A 24,386-nucleotide genomic window follows, 5' to 3' on the forward strand; every position below is an offset into this window, starting at 1 on the left:
AGATTCTGACGATAGTAGTGAAACTAGTTGCCTTAACTGCCAAATTGTTCGTTGATGAGTAGAATGAAGCAATCATAGCCTTTTGTGAAACAATGAAGCAAAATGAGCTGTTTTGATCATTCGCTGTGGAAAACCTGACCATTGATGGAGGGTAGAAGTAAATGAGTACAGCAGTCACTGGTTTAAAACTAGCGGGCTTTTCAGATCAACCTTCTTTGTCTAGCGCTCTTTTGTTTCACTGAAAAAAACATTGACTAAAGTCACTGCCGCCTATGTCCGCCCTCCCATTCATTACCTATATAATAACCAGTACGCGTTGGCAGAATCTGTAAATCATAGGGCGTGCGCTGGTAGGTTTCGTGGATCCAGTTACTGAAAAACAAGGACGCATGCCCTCGCCAGCGATTGATGACCGTTCCTTGCTGGTCGGAAAAATAATTTTTGGGGAGTGCCGTTTTGAGCCCTTTGGCTTTATCTCGCAAATATTCTTCTTTCAACGTTTCTGTATAGTATTCCAAATGCCCTAAAAGAAAACTATTTTTATGGTCATGGGAAACTAAGAGTGCTGGACCGGTCTCTATTCCTGTAACAAGCACATTCAGAGGTGCAAGTGGCAGCTGCGCCTCATTGATCCCCGTATAACGAGAATGGGGCATCATGAAGGAATCATTAAACCCTCGTATCAGCGGATGAGCCTCGATCACTCGCTGTTCAAAAATACCAAAAAGTTTTTGCTTATGAAGCACTTTTTCGATACCATAATGATAGTACAGCCCAGCTTGTGCTCCCCAGCAGATATGCAATACCGATGTGCAATTTGTTTGACTCCAAGCCATGACTTCCTGAAGTTCCTGCCAATAATCAATCATTTCAAAAGGCATTTTTTCGACTGGTGCTCCTGTAATGATCAAGGCATCGAAACGTTCCTCACTGACTGCCTTAAATGCGACATAAAACTTGTCTAGATGAGTCGAGCTAGTATTTTTGCTTTCATGTTGCTGCATTTTCAATAATGTTACTTCGATTTGCAAAGGACTTTGGGACAAAAGCTGCAACAATTGATTTTCTGTAGTGATTTTTTGCGGCATCAAGTTGACGATCGCAATTTTCAAAGGGCGAATTTCTTGTTTGATAGCTCGCTCTTGTTGTAAAGCAAAAATGTTGTGCTTCAAAATAGCTGCTGCCGGTAATTCTTTGGGGATGATGATTGGCATCTTCTCACTCCTTTTTCAATCGACTCCTATGAACATTTACTTTTTATTACCTTATCGTTTCTCGTGGTTTCACCTATCGTTGCTTCTGAACATGGTTGGTTCAGTGTGACTTGCATGCCATGCTTTGCATGTCAGTCGCAGTGATTCGAGACGTGGTGACTACGTTCCCTTCGGTCGCCTAGTACTGTTCATCATCTGCTCGTCTACTCTGTGCTTCGCCTGCAGTCGCTTCTAAGCATAGTTCGCTAAGAAGGACTTGCATGCCATGCTTTGCATGTCAGTCGCAGTGATTCGGGACGTGGTGACTACGTTCCCTTCGGTCCCCTAGTACTGTTCATCATCTGCTCTGCCATGCTTTGCATGTCAGTCGCAGTGATTCGGGACGCGGTGACTACGTTCCCTTCGGTCGCCTAGTACTGTTCATCATCTGCTCTGCCATGCTTTGCATGTCAGTCGCAGTGATTCGGGACGTGGTGACTACGTTCCCTTCGGTCGCCTAGTACTGTTCATCATCTGCTCTGCCATGCTTTGCATGTCAGTCGCAGTGATTCGGGACGTGGTGACTACGTTCCCTTCGGTCGCCTAGTACTGTTCATCATCTGCTCTGCCATGCTTTGCATGTCAGTCGCAGTGATTCACAGCAAAAAGTCGTCCCTTTTATCGTTAATGTAACGATAAAAGGGACGACTGACTCGTGTTACCACCCTAATTCGTGCTGCCTTTGCAGGCGTGCACCTCAACAGTACCAATGATACTTGGCGCGTTATCGGGCGCATACCGTCTATTTGGCGTGAACCAAATAAAAACTCAGAGCTCATCTTCAACGCCTGTCTCATGTCTCCTTTTTCACCAACCGGAGTCTCTGTACCTTCAACGTAGCGCTTACTCTTCTCTTCAACGTTTCATCTCTATTTGTAATTTCTAAGAATTATAATCGTTCTTTCATTCAATGTCAATCCGCTTTTAAGACTTTGGCTTATTTCTTTGAAAGATAGAGATATTGTTGATCCATTTGTTCATAGATTTCTTGCAGATCATCTCGTGAGACTTCACGATCCTTGTAGCCATAAGGATCGTTGACATACATTTTGTCTCCATCTATTCCAGTAATAACAACGGAATGGATCAATGTCGTTTCGTAGATCATTCCCGATTGCGTCGGCCACTCAAAAAAATCAGCATTGGTTGGTACTTGCAATTCAAGGGTAGCAATCATCCAGATAGGCGTGCCCTGCTCCAAAACTTCAATAATCTCATCAAAAGATTTGTCTCGACCACTTACCACTTGATAGGAAGCCCCTACCATCTGGCTCGCAACTTTAGCGATTGGCTCTACCGCAACCCCCATTGCTCCATCGCCGCCATAAATATTCCCAACAAAACCTTCTCGTGGGTCTCCTCGATGAGTTTCATCTGCGTAAACAGGGACATAGTCTAATTTGGCAGCCAGCTCATTTTTATTTGTATCATACCCGTAGAAATTCAACAGCATGGATAAAGCAGTGACTTCACAGCCATTTCCTAAATATTCTGGATCAAATTGGCTTTCCAATGGTACATCTAATCGAATCACGGGCTCTTCTTTTTCTGCAGTCAGATCCAGTCCTGATATCGAAGTCACCGATTGTGCCGCTTGTTCTTGCTTCTTCACATAAGGAGTTGCTCCAGCTTTATCATAGAAAAGCCAGATAAAGAACAAACTAAAGGTGAGCAGACCTAAAAGCAAACTAATGCTTTTCTTTTTCATCAGTTTACTCCTTTCTTCTTTGACTATTATACCTTGAATGTCAAAGGAACGAAAAGAATTTATGTTTTAGAACCATAATTTAGGAAAACAATGCTTCTCAAAGCGTTGAATCCAATGATTTAGACCATCCCTAAATGAGCATAAAAAGAAGCTAAGAGAACATGGAGAAAGTTCCCCTAGCATTTACCATTACGCTTTGTATTTGTTGTCTAATTCTAAGAAAGGACTTGTTTCTTTTTTCCTAGTAATAGTTTTTTTGCGCTTGAAAAGGAACGAATATCGAACTGTTTGCTTAGTGCCCCGGCAACAAAATAGGCTAAGTTATAATCTATCAAACTATGGATCAAGCCACCGATACCCATCAAGACAAACAAGAAGTAGTAAAAATTGCCATCAAACGCGGTGCCTGGTACATTGCCGGTAAAATAGAAAACAGCTACAACAAGCATTTCCACAATAGAATGGATAAGGCCAATCACAAGATTAAAGGCTTGAAAACGAGCATTGAATAATGTTGGCTTGCCGTTCTTTAATAAAATACTTGGATTTTTTTGTAAATAAAATGCCCCGATCACGGCAAAAACAACGTGCGACAATGCCCGCAAAGCAATGATCGGCGGTAATGTGATAAAAAAGCCAAATGTGGTACCTAAAGCTACTGCTATCGCCATCCCTGGTGAAAAGAACATCGCCACAAACAATGGCACATGGCTAGCTAAAGTAAAGGAAGCCGGCCCGATGACGATCTTGGGCATCACCATTGGAATAACGATTCCCATACCAATCAAAAGTGCTGCAATCGTTAAATGACGTACTGAATGTTTCTTCATGAATAATTCCTCCTTCAATGTGTCTTGACACATTTATCTCGCTCATTGTAGCTTGAAAACACCAAGGTGTCAAGACACAAAAAAACAGGACGATGACCTAAGTATGAACAGACAAAAATACCTGAAGGAGATAAGGTAGCGAATTCTGTTAAAAGTGCCCCTTGAACCAACGATACGGTTGGAATAGGTCCTTTCCCCTTTCCTTCAGATATTCAGTTTGTTGCCTCACTTATGCCACAGCCCCTGCTGTTTCATTATTCATTTATTTCAAGTCCCTTTTTGTGCGCCAGCATTTCATTGCTCAAACGTGCGAATTCTGCTAATGACAATGTCTCTCCGCGACGAGTTGGATCAATTTCACTGGCAGCTAAACTCGCTTTAAGCCATTCTTTCGTTTTTTCATCTTTTCCATAGGAATTCTGCAGGTTATTCCACAACGTTTTCCGTCGTAATTGGAAGGCTGCCTTCGTCAACTTGAAGAATTCTTTTTCATCTGTTACTTCAACCGCAGGAGTTGCACGACGAGTCAGCTTCAAGATTGCGGAATCCACATTTGGTTGGGGCACAAAAACCGTCTTAGGGACAATGAAAGCAAGCTCTGCTTCCATGTAGTATTGGACAGCGATCGATAAAGAGCCATACGCTTTCGTTCCTGGAACAGCTGAAATACGGTCAGCCACTTCTTTTTGCATCATGACAACCATTTCTTGGATTGGTGCCTGTGATTCTAAGAAATGCATCATGATCGGCGTCGTAATATAGTAAGGAAGATTCGCTACGACTTTGATTGGCCGTTCATCGGTAAAAGCTTCTCTGATCATTGTAGACAAGTCTGCTTGTAAAACATCTTGATGAATCACTTGAATGTTCGAATAAGGAGCCAATGTATCTTGTAAAACTGGAATCAAACGGTCATCAATCTCAAAAGCCAGGACTTGACGCGCATGTTTCGCCAATTGCTCGGTCAGAGCGCCGATCCCCGGTCCGACTTCTATCACATTTGTTTGATCATCGATTGCAGCAGTCGCAACGATTTTGCGCAAAATATTAGGTTCAGTCAAGAAATTCTGCCCCAGGCTCTTTTTGAAGGTAAAGCCATGTTTTGCTAATATTTCTTTCGTTCTTGATGGGGTTGCAATATCCCTTTGTTCTTTCACAATTCTTCCTCCACTATCTTCATTGCTTCAGCCAATTCTGTTTCAGTAATACGAAACATGGCAAGACGTTTTTCCAACTGTTTGGCATTCGTATAACCGATTCGTAAAACATCTCCGAGTTTTTCCCGTTTTGCTCGTGCTTGCTCACCAGCAATCAGTCCATAGCTTGCTAAAACTTGACGAGAAATTTTCTCACTCTCGTCTTCATCTTGTTGACTGGCTGGCGTGACGACTTTGCGAAGTGCTTCTCTAAGCGCTTCATCACTAGCGTGTTCCACACCTAAACTGCCCTTTTTCTTTGGTGCAGCTTGGCTTCGAGGCAAAAAGGCATGTTGGGCAGCCGGGACAGCTTCCATTATGATTTTACGAATTTTTTCACCCGAAAAATCAGGGTCCGTAAAAACGATCACGCCACGAGTCTCTTGGGCATGTTCAATTTGACTTAAGATGGTTTCGTCAATCGCTGATCCGATCGTTTCAATCGTATCGACATCAAACACTTCTTGCAATCGGCGCGTATCGTCTTTCCCTTCGACGACAATGATCTCTTCGATTCTCCATCTATCCTTCATAAAGGTTGAACAACTTCTCAGCATTGATACACGTTTGCTTGGCGACTTCCTCAAAAGACATCTGACGCAGTTCCGCGATTTTTTCGACTACATAGCGGGTATACCCTGGTTCATTGCGTTTTCCTCGGTAAGGCATTGGTGCAAGATAAGGTGCATCAGTTTCGACTAATAGACGATCGATCGGAACCACTTGCGCAGCTTCTTGGACATCCAACGCCTTTTTGAAGGTCACTACACCACTAAATGAAATGTGCATACCTAGATCCAAAAAGCGCTTTGCCCATTCGCCATCACCACTGAAACTATGCATGATGCCGCCGATATCAGTGATTTTTTCTTCTTTTAAAATCTGGTACGTGTCTTCGATCGCTTCTCGGGTATGAATACTGATAGGTAAATGCATCTCTTTAGCGATCGCGATTTGCCGACGAAAGACAGCCGATTGTACCTCTTTTGGATCTTCCATCCAATGATAGTCCAGTCCAATTTCTCCTAAAGCTACAACTTTGGGTTGTGTCAGGCGCTCTTGGATGAATGCCTCAATCTCTTTTGTGTAAGATCCCGCTTCTGTTGGGTGCCATCCAATGATACTGTATATCCCATCATATTCTTGACTTAATACCAATGACTTTTCAATCGTAGGTTGATCAAATCCGACAACTGCCATTTTCGTTACTCCTAGCTCGTGAGCTCTGGCAATCGTTTCGGGAATCTCTTCATTAAATTGTTCTGCATTTAAATGTGTATGTGAATCAAAAATCATAAAACTTCCTCCTTGTTTCCTCTATACTCTAGCATATTTTGCGGCTTTAAGAAACGAATCCTTCTTGTTTTTTCATTTGCTAAAGAAAGTTTTCAGCAATCAAGAAAAATCAGCCCAAAGGTGGAGGGAGAAAAAAAGCCAGTCGATTATAATAGACCTATGATCCATCAGATTCGGAGGTGAAAAGATGGAAAAATCAAAACCATTTACAAAATGTACTTTACGGCAACGCTATCACTATTATCGTCAGCAAAATGCTCATCAACAATTTAACGGGAATTTTCAACAAAACTTCCAAAAAGATTTCCCAAGTTTTGCTAACTGGCTTAAATTGCAGCAAAAGCCGATTGCCAAAGATCAAACAGCGACATTTTCTCACTGGTTCTTACTGATTCTATTTAGTTTAGTGACTGTAGCCACATTTACCCAACAGCTCTTATTTCTTTTATTTGTTTTTGTCATTGCAGCACTAGTCAAAGGTCCTGGAATGATTCTCTGGGGAGTTGTCTATTCGTTTCTAGTGACACTCTTTCCTCCTCTTGGTTTGTTGCTTTCAGCGCTTTTCTTTCTGCTCACTCTCAGGCAGTTGACAAGAAACTTGACCTTTATTTTTACAGCTGTGTACTTTTACAGCTACCCTTTCTTGATCACAGCGCTTCATCATTTTACAACATTCGATGATCAATGGATCATGATTGCAGCGGTTATTTTTGCCTTGATCAGCGGGCATCTTTTGTTTAAGCGAAATTATCAGTTTGCCTCTAGTAAAGCAGTTGCTTGGCGACTGATCACCACTCCTTATGATTGTTTGACTGCATTGATTCCTTCAAAGAAAGGACGCCGATTACAACGACTGCGAAACAAATGATTTTTCGGAACCTAAAGCTTGATTCCACGCTGACATTGAAACTGATTTGCCAACATTTAAGATCCATGCCTAGTGGAAAAGGACGCGGACATGAACACTTAGACTTCCTACAAAGGGCTTCTGCAATGCAGGAGCCCTTCGCCTATTATTTAAGATGTGCTTGACTGCTGCTCTTGTTATCTAAGCTGGATATTTTCATCGTTAAACAAAAACAATGGAAAAAGTAAATTTGTTTTTTTATTTTTTGAAAATCAATAAAAAAAAGGAAAAAAATTTTTACTGAATGTCTTTTGTTTGATTGCTTTTTTGGGGTGAATCTACTATGCTATTAGTTAGCTAAACAAAAAAGGAGACCCGCTATGCTGACCTTCATTTTTATCTTTTCCTTCCTTGTGGGCTTGCTTTTTTACGCCTTTATTATTGAGCCGCGCCGATTAAAACAGCGGCATTATTTGATCAAAAAAGAAAAGCAAACGGTCCTTGATATTTCCAAAGCCTATGATCTTTATCAAAATGAACAGAATGTAGTAGTCGCACATATCAGTGATCTACACTTTTCTCGTTGGTTCAAACCGCAACGCATCAATCGTATCATCCGTTCCACGATCTTAAACAAACCTGATTTGATCATCATCACGGGTGACTTGATCGACAATTACCGTAAGTGGCCTCACCGTTCAACCAGCCGCCTCATTGAAAAGTTAAAGAAATTGAATGCGCCAATGGGGAAAATCGCTGTATTAGGAAATCATGATCATTTGAATGATGGGAAATATTTTGTGAATGAAGTGTATGAAAACGCCAATTTCACCTTGTTGGACAATGAATCTGTATTTGGTTCTGATGAGAAAACCTCGATGAATATCGTAGGGATCGATAGTGCGAGCAAAAGCGCCCACTACCATTACGAGCCAACCTTAGCAGAATGGCAGATTCTCTTGATCCATGAACCTGACTATGTCTCTCGAGTAGACAACATTCGTGACTATGATCTCGTTCTATCCGGTCACAGCCATGGAGGCCAGATTCGTGTGCCCTTTTATCGTGCGAAAACGAAAGGCGCCCTCAAATACACAGATGGTCTCTATCTTTTGGCCGCGAACACACTTCTAAGTGTGTCCAATGGGGTGGGGACCACGGCGATTCCAGCGCGCTTTGCTGTGCCGCCAGAAATCACATACTATCATCTCGTGCCCGCCGAAAAACATGCTGTAGCCTAAAACAAGCTCTTAAGTGATCCTCCTATCTCGTTTGGATAGTTAGGATACTTAAGAGCTTGTTTTCGTTATTGGCGTAATCCGTTATAGATCGTCTCCAAATTCCACTTCATCATCGCATAATAACTATCGCCATCTTGTCCAGGTTCAGCGATGGAGTCTGTAAAGACAGTGCCGTAGATCGGAATACCTGAATCCCGAGACACGCTTTGCATTGGGCGAGTATTAACGCTACTCTCGACAAACAATGAAGGAACTGCCGATGCTTGCAATTGGTCGACTAAATTCTTGATCTGAGCAGGCGTTCCTTCTTCTTCGGTGTTGATTTCCCAGATATAAGCGGATGGCACACCATAGGCCTTCGAAAAGTACTTAAAGGCGCCTTCACTTGTCACGATCAATTTCTTTTCTTCAGGAATTGAAGCAAAATTATCTTTCGCTTGTTGGTCTAATTCGGAAAGCTGCTGCAGATAGTGTTCCAAGTTTTCTTGATAGACCCCCTGATTTGCAGGATCTTTCTTACTCAATTGTTGGGCGATATTTCGCGCATAGATCATCCCATTTTCCAAATTAAGCCATGCATGAGGATCTGCCTTTGTATGATCAGCATCATCCGATAGATACAGGACTTCTACGCCATCACTGACGGCAAAATAATCTTCACCTGCTTTTTTGTTGGCGTTGTTCATTAATTTAGTAAACCAGCCGTTGCCGCCCGTCTCTAAATTCAAGCCATTATAAAATAGAATGTCTGCATCAGTGGCTTTTTGGACATCTTCTGACAGTGGTTCATATTCATGAGGGTCACGCCCTACAGGAACGATGCTGTGGAGATTGATTTTGTCCCCAGCGATGTTTTTGGTCATATCTGCTAAAATCGAATTGGTCACTACAACATTTAATTTGTCATCAACGGTTGCCGCCTGCTCTGCTTGCTGATAAATCAAGAATCCTCCTGCAACAGCGGCAGCAGAAACCATTGCCGTGGTCAGCCAGCGTTTGGCAGGACTCGTTTGTTGTTTTGGTGAAAAGAGAAATCCTAAGACAAACAAAATAGCTGCAGTGAGGACAATGCTTGATCCGGCTGCAATATTAAAGGAATAACCGATAAATAACCCAATCACAGAAGAAGCACCGCCTAGAATCCCTGCAATCACCATCATATGGCTAAGGCGTTTTGTAAATAAATAAGCAGTTGCTGCTGGCGTAACCAGCAAAGCTACAATCAAGATCGTACCGACACTTTGCATCGCAGTAACGGAAACTAGTGTCAAAAGCAGCATCAACAAGTAATGATATACCTGTACATTCATTCCAAAAGCTTTCGCCATCATCGGATCAAAAGAAGTGATCAGCAATGGCCGAAAGAAGATCATAATCAGTGCAATGACCAGTAAAGCAATCGCAATCGTGACCCATTTATCCCCCTCTTGGACTGCGAGCACATTTCCGAATAAGATATGAAACAAATCCGTAGAACTGTTAGCTACGCCAATCAAGATCACTCCCAAAGCTAAAAAGGAGCTGAAGGTGATCCCGATCGCCGTATCACTTTTGATCAAACTATTGTTAGAAATATAGGTGATAATGATCGATGCAAGAACACCAAAGAAAATTGCTCCAACAAAAAAGTTCACCCCTAAAATATAGGATAATGCTACTCCGGGAAGTACGGCGTGAGAAATGGCATCTCCCATCAATGACATTCCCCGCAAAATAATAAAACAACCAATCACCCCTGCAACAACACCGATCGCTACGGCGGTGATCAAGGCATTTTGCAGAAAATGGTAATGAACTAATCCATCAATAAACTGACTAATCATCTTAAGCCCCTCCTTTCACGATGATCGTATCGCCGAATGTTTCTTTCAAATTTGTTTCAGTAAAAACAGTCGTCGTCGGACCATATGCGATTAAATGCTGATTCATCATCACTAGTTCATCGAAGTATTCAGTCACTTTGCCTAAATCATGATGAACAATAAAAATTGTCTTTCCTTGTTGGCGAAATTCACGCAGAAGTCCTACAATAATTGCTTCACTCATCGCATCGATTCCTACAAATGGTTCATCTAAAAAAATGAATTCCGCTTCTTGCAGTAATGTGCGAGCGATCAATACTCTTTGGAACTGACCGCCAGATAGTTCGCCGATCTGCCGTTCAGCAAAGTCAGCCATTTGGACAGACTCCAATGCAGCGGCGACTTTCTGCCAATCTTTGGCCGTTATTCGTTGAAACAGAGAAAGCTGCGGATAGAGTCCTAATGACACCACTTCTTTTACTGTAATCGGAAATGTATAATCGACTGCAGTCTTTTGTTCCACGTAGGCTATCTTTTTTTGGAACTTATTGAGTGCCATTCCATTCGATGTGACATGTCCTTCAGAAGGGATCAGCTGCAGTGCAGCTTTGATGAAGGTAGATTTTCCCGCACCATTCGGTCCGATGATCCCTACAATGGCCGGCTTATCAACACAGAAAGATACTCCAGAGACAGCTTGATTTTTCCCATCATAGCTGGCGGAAATTTTTGAAAATGTGATCATAGTTTGCGCTCCTTTACATTTATGTTAAAGTATCGTTTATTTATTTTTTAGGCATGCCTAATTTATTTCCAATTATACCGATTCTCCTGTTGAATGCAAGGGATTTTTTACACAAATAAAATCCAATTAGAAAAAATAAAGTGTCCCTTCAACTACCTTGCCCCTAGCAGATCGTTTTATTCATTCGCCGTTACTTTTAGTGTGACCAAACAAAAAAAAGTTTCCACTCCTTTGAGGGAAACTTTTTAAAAGAAAACTTTCTAATCAGCATTCGCTGTTTTTTTCAAAATTTGTGATGAAGAATCAACCTGGAGTACCAATTGTCGGCAATATACTCGTCACTACTCAGACACTACGTTGACTGGTTGATTCTCTAAGAAATGCTTATAATTTGAGACAGCGATAGCTAGCAATCGTTGCCGGGTCTCTAATGGTGCCCACGCAATATGCGGCGTCAAATAGCAGTTAGGCGCATGCAACAATGGATTGTCAGCCGTGATTGGTTCTTTCGAAACGACATCAGCTGCCAGAGCAGCAACTTGTCCAGCTGACAACGCTTTTGCTACTGCTTGTTCATCTAGTAATCCACCGCGAGCAGTGTTGATCAAGATAACATCCTTTTTCATTTGAGACAATGCACGGGCGTCAATCATCCTCTCAGTATCGGGAAATTGCGGTACATGGAGACTGATCACATCTGCTTGTTGAAAGAGTCTCTCCAACGAAACTTGTTCTGCCCATTCAGCCTGCGGCGTTTTTGGTCGATGATTGTAATAGATGACCTTCATTTGAAACGCATGAGCAATTTCAGCGACTGCCTGAGCAATCGCACCATAGCCGATCAAACCGATCGTCTTGTTGGCAATTTCAGTCAGTGGCGTTTGCCAATAAGAGAAATCGGGACTGTTTTGCCAATCTCCTTGATGGACGGATTGGTTGTGCCGCCCTACTTGATTCGTTACCTCAAGTAATAAAGCAAATGTAGCTTGCGCTACTGAATTCGTACTATAGCTGGGAATATTTGTGACGGTAATCCCTTGAGATGCTGCAGCTTGTAAATCCACAACATTGTAGCCAGTTGCCAGCACGCCGATATAATCGATGTTAGGGCATGCTTGTAGTATTTCCTTTGTAAGGGGCGTTTTGTTCGTAAAAACAGCCGATGCTTTGCCGATTCGCTCAATGATCTCCTTCGTATCTGTATAGGAAGTGCGATCATAAATCGTGATTTCCCCTAATCCAGCTAATGGCTGCCAATCTAAATCTCCTGGATTCAACGCATAGCCATCTAAAACAACAATTTTCATTTTTTTGCTCCTCTCTGTTGGAAATAAAAGACTGGAATCCCTAAACAGGTGATCAAAATACCGATCAATGCAAGCACAGGGGCCGTAAGGATCGTCATTATTAAAATGAATCCGCCCCCTAAAAGAGCAATGATCGGTGTGATCGGGTACAACGGAACCTTGTATGGACGATTGAGCTCAGGTGCTTTTTTTCTTAACAAGATCACACCTACAAACAATAATACACTAAAAAACCACATCACAAAAATCAACATATCCGTTAAGAGATCAAAACTACCCAACAACATCATTAAACACGCAATTGCTAATTGGAAAAAAACCGCCGCATAAGGAGCCTTGGTTTTATTTGTCAATTTAACAAAGGTCGAACTGAATGGAACTTCATTCTCGAGTGCCATGGCATAAGGCACCCGCAATCCGGTCATCGTATACCCATTGAGTGCGCCATAAACTGAAATCAAAATACCAATCGTCACTAGTTTGCCCCCAAAATCACCAAATAACTGCAATGCGGTTTCTGAAGCACTATTTAAGTTTCCAGCAATCTGTTCTAAGGGCAATGTTTTCAAGAAAACAAGATTGATCAGGAGATAAACCAAGGTTACAAAACTTAATCCAAAGATAATCGCTTTCGGAAGATCTTTTTCCGGCCGCTTCATTTCACCAGCAATATTCCCAACACCTAACCAGCCATCATAAGCGAAGAGAGTCGCTAGTAATGCACTGCTGATTCCTGCAATGATCGAACCATCACTTGTTGTAGAAAAATTGATTACCGAGACTGACACTCGTCCTGGTGTCATCAATCCCACTAAAACGATCAATGCGATGGGAATCAATTTGATTGATAATGTAAATGACTGTACGCCTGCGGCGGTTTTTGTCCCTAATAGATTGAACAAACTAACACTGGTACCGGTGATCAACGATAGCGGCAAGAGATAACTTGCGGGCAAATGAAACAGATTCAAACACTGAGTGGCAAAAATAATACTCAACGCTGCTATATTGGCAGGGAAATAAATAATGCTTTGAGCCCATCCTAGCAAGAAAGAAGGCAATTTCCCGTAAATTCGTTCAATGTAGCGAATAGGACCACCAGTTTCTGGTATTGCTGTTGCTAGCTCCGCTACCGTTAGTCCGCCACAGATCGTCAAACAGCCCGCAATCAACCACACAAGCAATGTTAAGCCAGAGGATTGCGTATGTTGGACCACTGCAGCCGCTTTAAAGAACACCCCGGCTCCAATCACAGTTCCCATGACTGTCGAAAGTGCTCCGAAAAAAGTGATTTCTTTCTTTAGTTGACTCTTCAAATACTCACGCTCCTTTTTTTGACTAAATCAAAGTATAGCGGATAGATGCTTTGTTGGCTAGAGTGATTCGTTTGGACCACAAAAAAACAGCTGCTTTTCAACAGCTATCCCTCTTATTTATTTACTGTTGAAACCAAAACTTGTGTACGCCTTTGGTGCATTCGTTTCACTAAGAAAACTGCAAGCAACAAGATCAAAGGAAAGATCCCCGCTCCCAAAATTCCTTGCTGCAAACCTTTGTCGCTGCCTTCTGCCAACAAACCGACCAATGAAGGTCCCAATGAACAACCTAAATCACCCGCTAAGGCTAGGTAAGCAAACATTGCTGTACCTCCATTACGAATGTATTTTGTCGTTAAACTAAAAATTCCCGGCCACAATATACCGACAGCAAATCCACTCAATCCACAACCGATAAAGCCTAGAATTGGGACACTTGATAACCCGATCAGCAAATACGCCACCAAGCATAGCAATAAGCTTGCAAACATAAATTTCCGTAGATCGATACGTTCGCCAAATTTCCCATAATACAGACGAGCAAGTCCCATCATGATCGCAAACAACATTGGTCCCGCAAGATCACCGACCGTTTTGGACACACCAAGTCCTTGCTCTGCAAAAGTGGATGCCCATTGACTAACTGATTGTTCACTTGCCCCGGCACAGACCATCATGACTAGAAACAGCCAAAAGCTTTTCAATGAGAACAGTTCACGATTCTTCAGTCCTACTTCGCCTTCTGCTACGATTGGTGCTAATGGAACTTGAGTAAAAACAACCAAATTGACCAGCGGCAAAATAGCCCAGATCAATGTAAGAAATGGCCAACGAGCAATACCGAAGACAAAGAAAAAGAGTGTTGAGACTAAGACGACCCCAACATATCCCCAACAATAAAACGAATGCAGCATACTCATGTTTTTTTCTTTATTCGGGGTTGGACAAGCTTCGACGATTGGGCTCACTAATACTTCCAGAAGTCCGCCACCAATTGCATAGAGGAAGACTGCCGTCAATAAACCGGTAAAAGGGGTCGGAAAGATAAGTGGAAAAACAGCCAACCCAATCAATCCTACAGCCGCAAAAAAATGCGCCGCGACAATCGAGATACGATAACCAATCCGATCGACAAAAAAGATCGCTGCAAAGTCCACACCCAGCTGCGTTAGAAAATTAAATGTAACCAAAAGCGTGATTTGACTTAGCGGAATCTGATACTGTGTTTGAAATGTCAAAAATAATAAAGGTGCAAAGTTATTGATGATTGCTTGAACAATATACCCAGCAAAGCAAGCAATGATCGTTCGTTGATAATTTTTCATTTTTACCTCCTCCAGATTTGTTTAGTATAGCAAGAGAACTTTCACAATCGCCATGGAAAATGCTATTCAAATTGCTAGAGTATGTTCTCTTTTTTGGTGTATTATCAGTTGAAAATTGCTCCCTACTGGTATTGCAAGTCAGATCTCAATAAAGTTAGTGGTGATAAGTGCTAGTATCATAAAAAAAAACGAATCTCCCCTGCCGATTTCAGCAATCTGGAAATATCGTTTTTTTTTTTGAAACACAACGATTGAAGATCTCTACTGGCTGAAGATCCTTGGTCATTGTACTAATTCTGTCCAAAAGTTCTTTTATTTTGAATAAGTTGTCCGAAAAGGATTATACTTGCGCTTTTCAGAGACAGCAGATTAGTTGGAATGTGCTGCCAGCATTTTGACTGTGGCTTCAAAAATTGGTCCAATAAAGATGATACAGAGCAATGTACCGATACCGACATTGGCACCCAAACCAAAGCCAATCAAGACCATCGCTGCATCCAAGCCGATCCGGATCGTCTTTTGGGTCAGCTTCGTACGTTTATAAATCAGCGCAGTTAGTGCTTCTAATGCTGCTGATCCTTGATTTGAAGAGACATAGATCCCTGCCCCAACGCCGAACAAGATGGGGGCGATGAAAATCGCCAACCAAGAATAGAATGGCAAATGAACAAAAATCTTATCCATAACCGGCTCAAAAATCCCAATCAGCAAACCAAGACCGATCCCATTGATATAACTGCCGATTCCAAGCTCCTGGCGATCGAAAATAGCTACGATCAATAAGACGACCAGATTAAAACATAGACTGGCGATCCAAAACGGAACAGACACATGATTCAAGATTCCCAGCAAAAATGTACTGATCGTATCATACCCCTGATGGGCAGTGATCAGCAATGAAATTGCTAACGCAATCAAACACGTACCTAACAAGATTTGCCAAATTTTTTTCACGACATCACTCTCTTTTCCAATTTAGTTTTCTAGACTCTCTTAGTGTACCTTGCCGTTTCAGAGATTACTACTATTTCCTTTATCTGTCTAAAAAACCCTTCAAGCGGTCAATCCAGTGATTCGTAACTTTGCTCATACTTCTCTCGAAATTCTTTTGGCGTCAGACCATTCAATTTCTTGAACATCTTTGAAAAATAATTCGTATTATTGTATCCGATCGCATCGGCAATCTCATTAATTGTTTGTCCCGTATGCAGCAGAAGCTGCTGAGCTTTTTTGATCCGAATAAAATTGACGTATTGATTAAAGCTTAATTCCGTTTCTTTTTTGAACACTTGCCCCAGATAGACTACACTAACATGCAGAACTTCGGCAGCCGATTTAACCGTCAGCTCTTGCGTATAGTGCTCTTCAATCATGCCAACCGCTTTTTGAACAATCTCAGAATAACGCTTTTGCTGAGGCTGGTCTTTGGCCAACTGCAAAATCTCGTTGAAGAGCTGACGCAGTACCTGGATCGTATTCGATGCTCGAATCCGAGTGATGATCCGATCATAATTTTCTCTAGTCAAAGCAGGGAACTGGCGGTAAATATCATTGAATAATAGAAAGGCTACGTAACGGACATGCTCAGGGTCAGCCTGCATCCCCTCGAGACTTGAAAAGATTTTGTCTAATTCATCTTGAACGGTTTTTGTATCCCCGATCGTCAATGCTTTATTGAAAGAGAGAAAAGGTAGCGCTTCGTTGCGGTCTAAGATATCGACTTGAATGATTTGTTCATTAAGCAGCAAATCCGGGTAAAAGGTCTGCAGTGATTGGACTTGCTTGATTTTCTCATACCCTTTGTATAAGTTTTCCCATTCATTGATCGTTTCACTGACCACCAATTGCCAATTTCCTGCTAGAATCGCTGACAGTTCTTTGAGCAGACACCAGAGACGTTGACGTTCACCATAAAAAACGATCAGCAACTGATTCTCTCCCAATCGTCCTGGCAGTAGCAATGGCTGTTCTTTTTCGACAAAAAAACGAAACCCATTTTCTAAGATTTCAGGTGTCCCTGTCAGCTGTAGAATCGTATAAGGCGGATGGATGGGTTGTGTGGACTGTTCCAATAATAAGTGGTACTCACTTTCATTTAATTCATCATTCAGCCAAAGCAACAAGCTGGATTCTCGATACAAGTCATTTTGTTCATCGATTCGTTGCTGATGTGCCAGTTCCTCCGCAATTGCCTGCACACTTTCATAGAGTTCGACCTTGTTGACTGGCTTAACGAGATAATTTCGGACTCCTAACTGCATGCCTTGCTTCACAAATGCAAATTCTTGGTAACCAGATAAGATGATGGAAAAAAAGGTATTGCCTTTTGCCTGTGCTTTAGCGATCATATCAATCCCATTCATTTCCGGCATGCGAATATCAGTGATCAGTAGATCAATGGCTTGTGTTTCTAAATATTCCAACGCTTCAGAAGCGCTTTTAGCTGTGTGAACGACTTCAAAGCCTAATTCTTGCCAAGGAATGATCATCTTTAGGCCTTCTAGAATCATGTACTCATCGTCCACAAACATGGCTTTATATAAACTCATCATTCAACATCTCCTCATCGATCGCAATGGAAATCTTGAATCCGTGATTTTTTTCAGATTCAACTTCCATCTGATAATGATCGCCAAACATCCCCCTTAATCGTTCATGAACATTTTTCATGCCTATGGATGTTTGTACGACGACTCGGTCATCTGCAAGCTCTTGGCGGATCATCGCTAATTGCTCTGGATCTGCTCCTTTTCCGTTGTCCCGTACTTGCAAAAGAATCTTGCCATTTTGTCGGAAGGCTTTGATACTGATGGCATTATCATTTCGCTGATAGTCGATTCCATGCACAAAATAATTTTCTACTAAAGGTTGCAAAGTGAACTTAGGCAAGAGCAGATGTTTCAGATCTTCTTCGATAGTTACGTGATAGGCGATTTTATCCGGATACCTCATTTGATACAAGTAAACGTATTTCTCACAAAACGTCACTTCTTCTGCCAATGTTTTGATCTTTTCCTGTGTCGTATTGTTGCGCAAAAGTGCCGAAAAAGCGTATACGACATCCGCTAATTCTTCCTGCTGGCGGCTCAATGCGTACATCCGAATGTATTCGAGTGTATTGTATAAGAAATGAGGATTGATCTGAGCCTGCAATGCCCGCATATCCGCATCCCGCTGCTTGATTTCCAGGGTATAGATGTCCTCAATGTAGTCATTGATACTGCCTGTCATTTGATTGATCGCCTCGGCGATTGTTTTTAATTCTTGTTGAACCCCCGTGGTATCAATACGCTCATTAAAATCTCCGTGACTGACTTTTTGGGTTGCTTGAACGATCTGTTTGACCTGCTGGGTGTAACGCTTGAACGTACGATGCAAAATCAATAGCAGCACAAAAAGAATCAACGTACCGCAACCAAAAATCAACAATGTATAATTTAGGACATCCCGCCAAATCGCTTGCTTATCTAGTAAAACCAGCGTGATTTCTCCGTTGATATTCCCTTGTTTTTTTATGTAAAAATCATGGGACAATTTCGGCACGATCTCTTTTTGATTATTGGCCATTGCTTGATCGATTTTGTCGATCATCGCCTGATTCAGATTCGGTGCATCTTTATAGAGACGCTGTCCACTGCTTGTGTATATGAAACTTTTGATACCGTGTTCTCTATTTTCATCACTACGATTAGCTAATACGTTTTCTTCATTAAATACCACAAACACTTGTCCCATTGGTTGCGCAAAATTACTCGGTTGTGCGATCGATCGCGCAAAATATAGGCGATTTTTCAATTGGATCTGGTCGCCCCGCAGTTTCTCTCCGTAAGGTCTGTCTGGTGTAGCAACTAAATATTCTTTGCTTTCATCCAATTGAACGATGATTTCTTCAATGTCAGGATGACTGCTGATCAAACGGTAAAGGATATTTGGCAGATAAATATTTTGTCCTGATTGTCGAAACATATCATTACTATAGGAAAAATAATCGGCGATCGATAACTGTAAATAGTTGCGCAATGATTCAAAGGTGGCATCCGAACTGGTGAATTCTCCTAATACTTCAGAAACAATCGTATTACGCTCTTGGATATACGTATCTAAATACGTGCTTGTTGCATCGACGAGTCGATTACTCATCCGAAACCGATCCACACCCGTATAGACACTCAACCCTAACATGATCAAAATCGAAATCAGAATCAACAAGGCACTATAAAGTTGCATCAATTGATTGATCAGGAAGTCACGCTTGAAAAGGGCTAAGATTCGTTTATTCATATTGCAGTTTTCCATCGATCAATGCACGGTCTTTCCGGGAAGCAGAATGGACCCATAATAAGATCAAACTGAAGGTACCAAATAAAAACAATCCTTTCATGCTCCAAGTAAACACCAAAATACCTACGAGACCAAAAATGACTTTAGCGAAGGTGCCAAAATTTAGAAATAAACTGACAAATGCCAGTTTGATCGTATTCAATAAAGAGGTTTCATAAATTGATTCAAACAATAAACTATACAAATACAGTAAAACCAAGAGACCACTTACTACTACTAGCAAAAAGTCGATCATCAGCCACAGTAGTCCTTGGATCTGACTGGAGAGATACAAATTATAAGCTGCGATCGCCAACAAACCGAAAAATAAATAAAAACGGGCGTTGGCTCGCCAAAAGTTTTGCTTCCAGCAGCGAAGGGCCTTCCTAAACGTTTGGTCCTCGTAAGATAAGCCCTCTTCTTCGATCAAATCACTGATGGTTTGAAATGCCGGACCAACCCCAAACAAAACTGCGCCCATCATTGTAAACAATACGAAGAAAAGATTCAGTTTAATGACCGCCCAAATCAGACGAAAGGCCTTTACTAATCCTCCACTTGTTGTCTCTTTCATTCTTCCTCATCCCCTCTTGGTATTTGCCCGTTTTATTATAGCGTTTTTTTGTCACTTCTCAAAATGCGAATCTTTACTTTTTCTGACGCTTATCGCCGCTTATTCTATCTTATTCTATTATGTACAACAAATGAGGAGTGACGAAATCATTCATCGGCTACTCCTCATCTGCTCCTACGCGCAGTTGCTCCGCTTATTTTAACTAATTATTTTCCAGATTCACGGTATTCGTCGAATTGTTTTTGCATTTCATCACGAACTTTGTCCCAACCAGCTGTTTTCAATTCTTCCACTAGTTTTGGCACATTTTCTTCTGGATCGATGGTCCCTGTTGCTAGACTTGCTTTATAACGATTCATGACATTGGCGATGTTGGTGATTTCAGTCTTCACACTATCTGTTTTAAAGTTGAAACCTAGAATTGGTGATTCTTCGGCTTTAGCAATGTTTTCGTCACGTTCTTTGATCATTTCATCAGTGATCGATTCTTGCGTATACAAGATCATATTGTTCCCAGTATTCCATGCCGCCATGTGAGTGTTTGGTTTGTAGCCATCCAACAATTTGATTTTGTTATCTTGCCCTTCCACTTTTTCCCATGCTTCTCCTTCAACACCCCAGACAAGTCCATTCAACAATTCAGGGTCGCTGTTTAACAAACCAAGGAATTCGACAGCTTTTTCTTTGTTTTTAGAAACATTTGCCACCACAAAGTTCGCCATTTGGGCTTGCCCTGTTGATTTCAATTGTTTGGTAAGCGGACGAGAAATCAATTCGTGACCGGCAGCATTGTTCAAAATTGTATCGCCGTAATCCATTGGTCCTTGGGTTTCTTCACGCATGAACCAAGTATTTCCTTCTAATGGATAGCCAGTGGTATTGGTTGCGGCATCTGTTGGGATCAATCCTTCTTTATACCATTTGTGCATCAATTTCAAGTTTGCCATTTGTTCGTCATCTTCATATGGGTTGATGATTTTTGTAGTGTCTCCGTCAAGTTTGACCGCAAATGGATAGTCTTTCCCCATGACATAGTCATAGTTTCCTGAAATGTTGAAGGTTTGACCAATTGCGAAGCTGGCAATATTCGGTTCCTTCTCATGGAATTTTTTCAAGGCATCTTCTGCATCAGCATAAGAATTGATATTGCTGATATCAATGTCGTATTTATCGAGATATTGTTTGTTGAATGTCAATACTTGTTGCGCATACACGTTTCCATTAACAGGAAAGGCATACAGCTTGCCATCGATGGTGTTGCCTTTGATATATGCTTCATCTAATTGATCATAAGCTTCCTTAGCATATTTTGGTGCGAGGTCGGTCAAATCCGCATATGCTCCTTTTTGGGCATTTGCCACAAAATTAGATGCAAAAGAGATATCATAGTTCTCGCCAGAAGAAATGATCGTACTCATTTTTTGATCCCAATCGCCCCAGCCAATGTACTGTAGGTCGATCCGTGCATTGATTTTTTCCTCGATCCGTTTGTTGGCGATCTCCATCAATTGATCAAAGTTCTCTGGTTTGTCCCCGACTTGATACATCAACAAAGTCGTTACGCCATCCGCACTATTAGAATCAGAATCCGACGACTCCCCGTTTGACCCGCAAGCAGCTAAGCTCAACAGCATTGCTGAAGCGAATCCTGCAAACATTGTTTTTTTCCACGATTTCATTTGTTTTCCTCCTATATCCTTATTATTCTTTGACACCGCCAATTGTCAAGCCACCCACGAAATATCGTTGGAAAAATGGGTAAGTAATGGCAATTGGTAATGTTGCTACTACAACGATTGCCATCCGAGCAGTCTCGTTTGGCAATGCGGCCAATCCACCTTGAACTTGAGCAGCCATACCGGTACTTTTAGCTAAATAATCCAAGTTCGATTGAATCCGCATCAATAGTGCTTGTAACGGCACTAGTGAATCCTTTTGAATGTATAACAATGCATTGAACCAATCATTCCAGTAACCAAGTGCCGCAAATAAACTGATCGTAGCGATTCCTGGAACCGCTAATGGTAAGACGATCGAGATGAAAATCTTCATTTCGCTGGCACCATCGATCCGAGCTGACTCAATAATACTGTCTGGCACAGTCTTCTTGAAGAAAGTCCGCATCACTAAAATATTGAAAGGACCTAATGCAATCGGTAAAATCAATGCCCAAATCGTATCTTTTAATTGAATCAAATTAACCATTACTAGGTAATTGGCTACCATTCCTGGGGCAAAAAGCATCGTTACCAATGCAAAGAGCGTAAAGAATCGCCGAAATGGGAAATTGGAACGAGAAATCACATAGGCATACAGTGAAGTCATCGTTGCATTGATGACTGTCCCGAAGACGGTGATAAAGACGGAGATCCCAAATGCTTGAAAAATCTTACTGCTCATGGCGCCACTAAAGAGATAGCTATAGGCGGCAAAAGAAAATTCACCGGGCCAAAAGCGGTAGCCATTCTCAGCTAGCGAGGTTTCACTCGTCAGAGAAATTGCAATTACAAATAAAAATGGTAAGACACAAGAAAAGGCAAATAGCGCCAAAACAATATTGAAAATCAGGTTGACCGTTGGATTAAAGGAACGGACTTCGACCTTTGCTACTTTCTTTTTCATTCGTCCATCCTCCTTAGAATAATGCTGAATCTGGTTCTAATTTACGTACCACTAAGTTGGCAGCTAAGAGCAAGCACATACCCACTACGGATTGATAAAGTCCGGCGGCAGCAGTCATGCCAAAGTCACCTGTGGCCGTCAAGCCGTTATAGATGTAGGTATCTAAAACGGAAGAAACTTGATACAATGCACCTGAGTTGCGAGGAACTTGGTAGAATAGACCAAAGTCGGCCCGGAAGATCCCACCAATATTCAAAATCAATAAGACAGAGATCATCGGCAATAATTGCGGCAGTGTCACGTTTTTGATTTGCTGCCATTTATTGGCCCCGTCCACCATTGCTGCTTCATAATAGGTTTGATCGATACCCATCACCGATGCGTAATAAATGATACTGTTGTAGCCCAAGCTCTTCCAGACGTTCATGAAAACAAAGATAAATGGCCACCATTTTGGATCGGCATACCAGTTGATTCCTTCACCACCCATGTTGGTGATCCATTGATTGATAATTCCCTTGTCAGGGCTCAAAAAGGCATAGACAAAATAGGAAATAACTACCCATGAAAGAAAATAAGGCAGCAATGACATGGTATGATACACTTTGACCAATCGCTTGTTCCGCAATTCACTCATCACGATCGCAAAGGCGATGGCAAAAAATAGATTGAATGCTAGAAACACGATATTGTAAAGCAATGTATTTCTAGTGATCAGCCAAGCATCATTTGATGCAAATAAAAATTTGAAATTATCAAACCCGACCCACGGGCTCTGTTGCAGACTGGCAAAAAATCCGTCTGGTGAAAGACGAAAATCTTTGAATGCAACGACATTGACAAATACTGGAATATAGAAAAAAAAGATGAACCAAATGACACCGGGAAGTGCCATTAAGATAAGTGCTTTAAATTGCCACACATTTTTCCAAAATCCCTTTTTCTTCACATTTGATCAACTCCTTCTGCTATAAGAATAACGCTTTCATTGTGAATAATTAAGGAACAAACTAAAGATAAAAAGAAACAAATTAAAGATTTTGTCTTTTCTATTATCTTTTGTATGATTTTCCCCATCGATCAAAAGACAATTTTTCTTCACAAAAAAACAAGCAGCACGTATTGCTGCTTGTTTTACTTTTTTTATTGGGCTTCTTTTCCTAATAACAGACTGCCAATAATGCCGCTTTTGTTCGGCAGCCCCCAAGCAACAATGTATTCTGTGACTGTCGGTGTTTCCATGTAACCAGCCATTTGCTCAGTAAACTGATCGTGGATTTTCGTCAAAAGATGCGGTTGGTTCATCACTCCGCCTCCTAATACAATTCGATCAGGGGCAACTGTCAAAGTGATATTCACAAGTGCTTGCCCAATATAAAAGGCTTGTAAATCCCAAATCTCATGATCTTTTGGCAAATGTTGTCCTTTGATACCTGTCCGTGCTTCCAGTGAGGGACCAGCTGCTAACCCTTCCAGACAATCTTTGTGATAGGGACAGGTGCCGACATAATCGTCCTGCGGATGCCGTTTCACAAAAGTGTGCCCAACTTCCGGATGACCTGCGCCTTGGAAGATTTCCTCATTGATTACGATTCCAGCTCCAATACCAGTGCCAATAGTTAGATACACGCAGCTGCGCATTCCTTGTGCTGCACCTTGTTTCAGTTCCCCAAAAGCCGCAGCATTGACATCTGTCGTCCAGGCAAAACGAGTGGCGGGATACCGTTTTTTCAAAGTCCCTAAAAAATCAAACTGCTGCCAGCCTTTTTTGGGTGTTGCTAAGATTTTGCCATACGTTTCTTGTTGAGGATCGATCCCAATCGGACCAAATGATCCTACCCCCATGGTGGCTAAGGTGTACTTATCAAAAAAAGCAAAAATAGCAGCCATCGTTTCCTCTGGTGTCGTCGTAGGTAGTGAGCACTCATCAATGATAGATCGTTCATCAGCGACCGCACAATTCATTTTTGTTCCACCGGCTTCAATTGCACCATAAAACATCTT

At 41.7% G+C, this 24,386-nt stretch carries 21 protein-coding genes; 2 read left to right on the plus strand and 19 right to left on the minus strand.

Going from position 1 to position 24,386, the window contains the following annotated elements; translation table 11 throughout:
* Positions 1 to 260 precede the first annotated feature (260 nt).
* From metA to EGX73_RS00550, 6 genes are all read right to left on the minus strand, one after another.
* Complete coding sequence (gene metA / locus EGX73_RS00525; RefSeq protein ID WP_005470886.1) at positions 261 to 1,214, minus strand: homoserine O-succinyltransferase; 954 nt, start codon at positions 1,212 to 1,214, stop codon at positions 261 to 263.
* Between the two features lie 976 nt (positions 1,215 to 2,190).
* Complete coding sequence (locus EGX73_RS00530; protein ID WP_005470884.1) at positions 2,191 to 2,961, minus strand: C39 family peptidase; 771 nt, start codon at positions 2,959 to 2,961, stop codon at positions 2,191 to 2,193.
* Positions 2,962 to 3,176: 215 nt separating this feature from the next.
* Positions 3,177 to 3,791, minus strand: a complete 615-nt coding sequence (locus tag EGX73_RS00535) for a hypothetical protein (protein WP_003125974.1) — start codon at positions 3,789 to 3,791, stop codon at positions 3,177 to 3,179.
* A gap of 254 nt (positions 3,792 to 4,045) precedes the next feature.
* Positions 4,046 to 4,948 (minus strand): 16S rRNA (adenine(1518)-N(6)/adenine(1519)-N(6))-dimethyltransferase RsmA, encoded by a 903-nt coding sequence (gene rsmA / locus EGX73_RS00540; protein WP_003125972.1) that lies wholly within the window; start codon positions 4,946 to 4,948, stop codon positions 4,046 to 4,048.
* Positions 4,945 to 5,520, minus strand: a complete 576-nt coding sequence (gene rnmV / locus EGX73_RS00545; RefSeq protein WP_123866632.1) for a ribonuclease M5 — start codon at positions 5,518 to 5,520, stop codon at positions 4,945 to 4,947. The genes rsmA and rnmV overlap by 4 nt, the downstream gene beginning before the upstream one ends.
* Complete coding sequence (locus tag EGX73_RS00550; protein WP_123866633.1) at positions 5,510 to 6,283, minus strand: TatD family hydrolase; 774 nt, start codon at positions 6,281 to 6,283, stop codon at positions 5,510 to 5,512. Before EGX73_RS00550 ends, rnmV begins: the two co-directional genes overlap by 11 nt.
* Positions 6,284 to 6,470: 187 nt before the next feature.
* On the opposite strand from EGX73_RS00550, the gene EGX73_RS00555 reads away from it, so the two are divergent.
* Together EGX73_RS00555 and EGX73_RS00560 are read left to right on the plus strand one after the other, a co-directional pair.
* Complete coding sequence (locus EGX73_RS00555) at positions 6,471 to 7,151, plus strand: hypothetical protein (protein WP_123866634.1); 681 nt, start codon at positions 6,471 to 6,473, stop codon at positions 7,149 to 7,151.
* Between the two features lie 359 nt (positions 7,152 to 7,510).
* Complete coding sequence (locus tag EGX73_RS00560) at positions 7,511 to 8,371, plus strand: metallophosphoesterase (protein ID WP_123866635.1); 861 nt, start codon at positions 7,511 to 7,513, stop codon at positions 8,369 to 8,371.
* Between the two features lie 65 nt (positions 8,372 to 8,436).
* Here EGX73_RS00560 and EGX73_RS16375 read toward each other — a convergent pair whose 3' ends face one another.
* From EGX73_RS16375 to EGX73_RS00625, 13 genes are all read right to left on the minus strand, one after another.
* Positions 8,437 to 10,194, minus strand: a complete 1,758-nt coding sequence (locus EGX73_RS16375; protein ID WP_003125967.1) for a zinc ABC transporter substrate-binding protein — start codon at positions 10,192 to 10,194, stop codon at positions 8,437 to 8,439.
* A gap of 1 nt (position 10,195) precedes the next feature.
* Entirely contained in the window at positions 10,196 to 10,918 is a 723-nt protein-coding gene (locus tag EGX73_RS00570) for a metal ABC transporter ATP-binding protein (protein ID WP_003125966.1), read from the minus strand.
* A gap of 341 nt (positions 10,919 to 11,259) precedes the next feature.
* Positions 11,260 to 12,225 carry a D-2-hydroxyacid dehydrogenase gene (locus EGX73_RS00575; RefSeq protein WP_123866636.1) on the minus strand — a complete coding sequence of 322 codons (966 nt, stop codon included), beginning with the start codon at positions 12,223 to 12,225 and terminating at the stop codon, positions 11,260 to 11,262.
* A complete protein-coding gene (locus EGX73_RS00580; RefSeq protein WP_003125964.1) occupies positions 12,222 to 13,541 on the minus strand; it encodes an APC family permease in 1,320 nt (439 codons plus the stop codon). Before EGX73_RS00580 ends, EGX73_RS00575 begins: the two co-directional genes overlap by 4 nt.
* Before the next feature lie 113 nt (positions 13,542 to 13,654).
* Positions 13,655 to 14,866, minus strand: coding sequence for a sugar MFS transporter (locus tag EGX73_RS00585; RefSeq protein ID WP_123866637.1), 1,212 nt, complete (start codon positions 14,864 to 14,866; stop codon positions 13,655 to 13,657).
* A gap of 369 nt (positions 14,867 to 15,235) precedes the next feature.
* Positions 15,236 to 15,820, minus strand: a complete 585-nt coding sequence (locus EGX73_RS00590; protein WP_021150101.1) for a YitT family protein — start codon at positions 15,818 to 15,820, stop codon at positions 15,236 to 15,238.
* Positions 15,821 to 15,927: 107 nt separating this feature from the next.
* A complete protein-coding gene (locus tag EGX73_RS00595; protein WP_123866638.1) occupies positions 15,928 to 17,418 on the minus strand; it encodes a response regulator transcription factor in 1,491 nt (496 codons plus the stop codon).
* Positions 17,402 to 19,147: a sensor histidine kinase gene (locus EGX73_RS00600; RefSeq protein WP_123866639.1), complete on the minus strand. Its 1,746-nt coding sequence runs from the start codon at positions 19,145 to 19,147 to the stop codon at positions 17,402 to 17,404. Before EGX73_RS00600 ends, EGX73_RS00595 begins: the two co-directional genes overlap by 17 nt.
* Positions 19,140 to 19,760: a YesL family protein gene (locus tag EGX73_RS00605; protein ID WP_021150107.1), complete on the minus strand. Its 621-nt coding sequence runs from the start codon at positions 19,758 to 19,760 to the stop codon at positions 19,140 to 19,142. The genes EGX73_RS00600 and EGX73_RS00605 overlap by 8 nt, the downstream gene beginning before the upstream one ends.
* 206 nt (positions 19,761 to 19,966) lie before the next feature.
* Positions 19,967 to 21,439, minus strand: a complete 1,473-nt coding sequence (locus EGX73_RS00610; protein ID WP_003125956.1) for an ABC transporter substrate-binding protein — start codon at positions 21,437 to 21,439, stop codon at positions 19,967 to 19,969.
* 22 nt (positions 21,440 to 21,461) lie between these two features.
* Positions 21,462 to 22,382 (minus strand): carbohydrate ABC transporter permease, encoded by a 921-nt coding sequence (locus EGX73_RS00615; protein WP_003125954.1) that lies wholly within the window; start codon positions 22,380 to 22,382, stop codon positions 21,462 to 21,464.
* 13 nt (positions 22,383 to 22,395) lie between these two features.
* Positions 22,396 to 23,277 carry a sugar ABC transporter permease gene (locus EGX73_RS00620; protein WP_086269301.1) on the minus strand — a complete coding sequence of 294 codons (882 nt, stop codon included), beginning with the start codon at positions 23,275 to 23,277 and terminating at the stop codon, positions 22,396 to 22,398.
* Positions 23,278 to 23,525: 248 nt separating this feature from the next.
* Entirely contained in the window at positions 23,526 to 24,383 is an 858-nt protein-coding gene (locus EGX73_RS00625; protein ID WP_005470873.1) for an ROK family protein, read from the minus strand.
* Positions 24,384 to 24,386: the final 3 nt, after the last annotated feature.

The organism is Enterococcus sp. FDAARGOS_553 (genome assembly GCF_003812305.1).
Classification (GTDB): domain Bacteria; phylum Bacillota; class Bacilli; order Lactobacillales; family Enterococcaceae; genus Enterococcus_D; species Enterococcus_D gallinarum.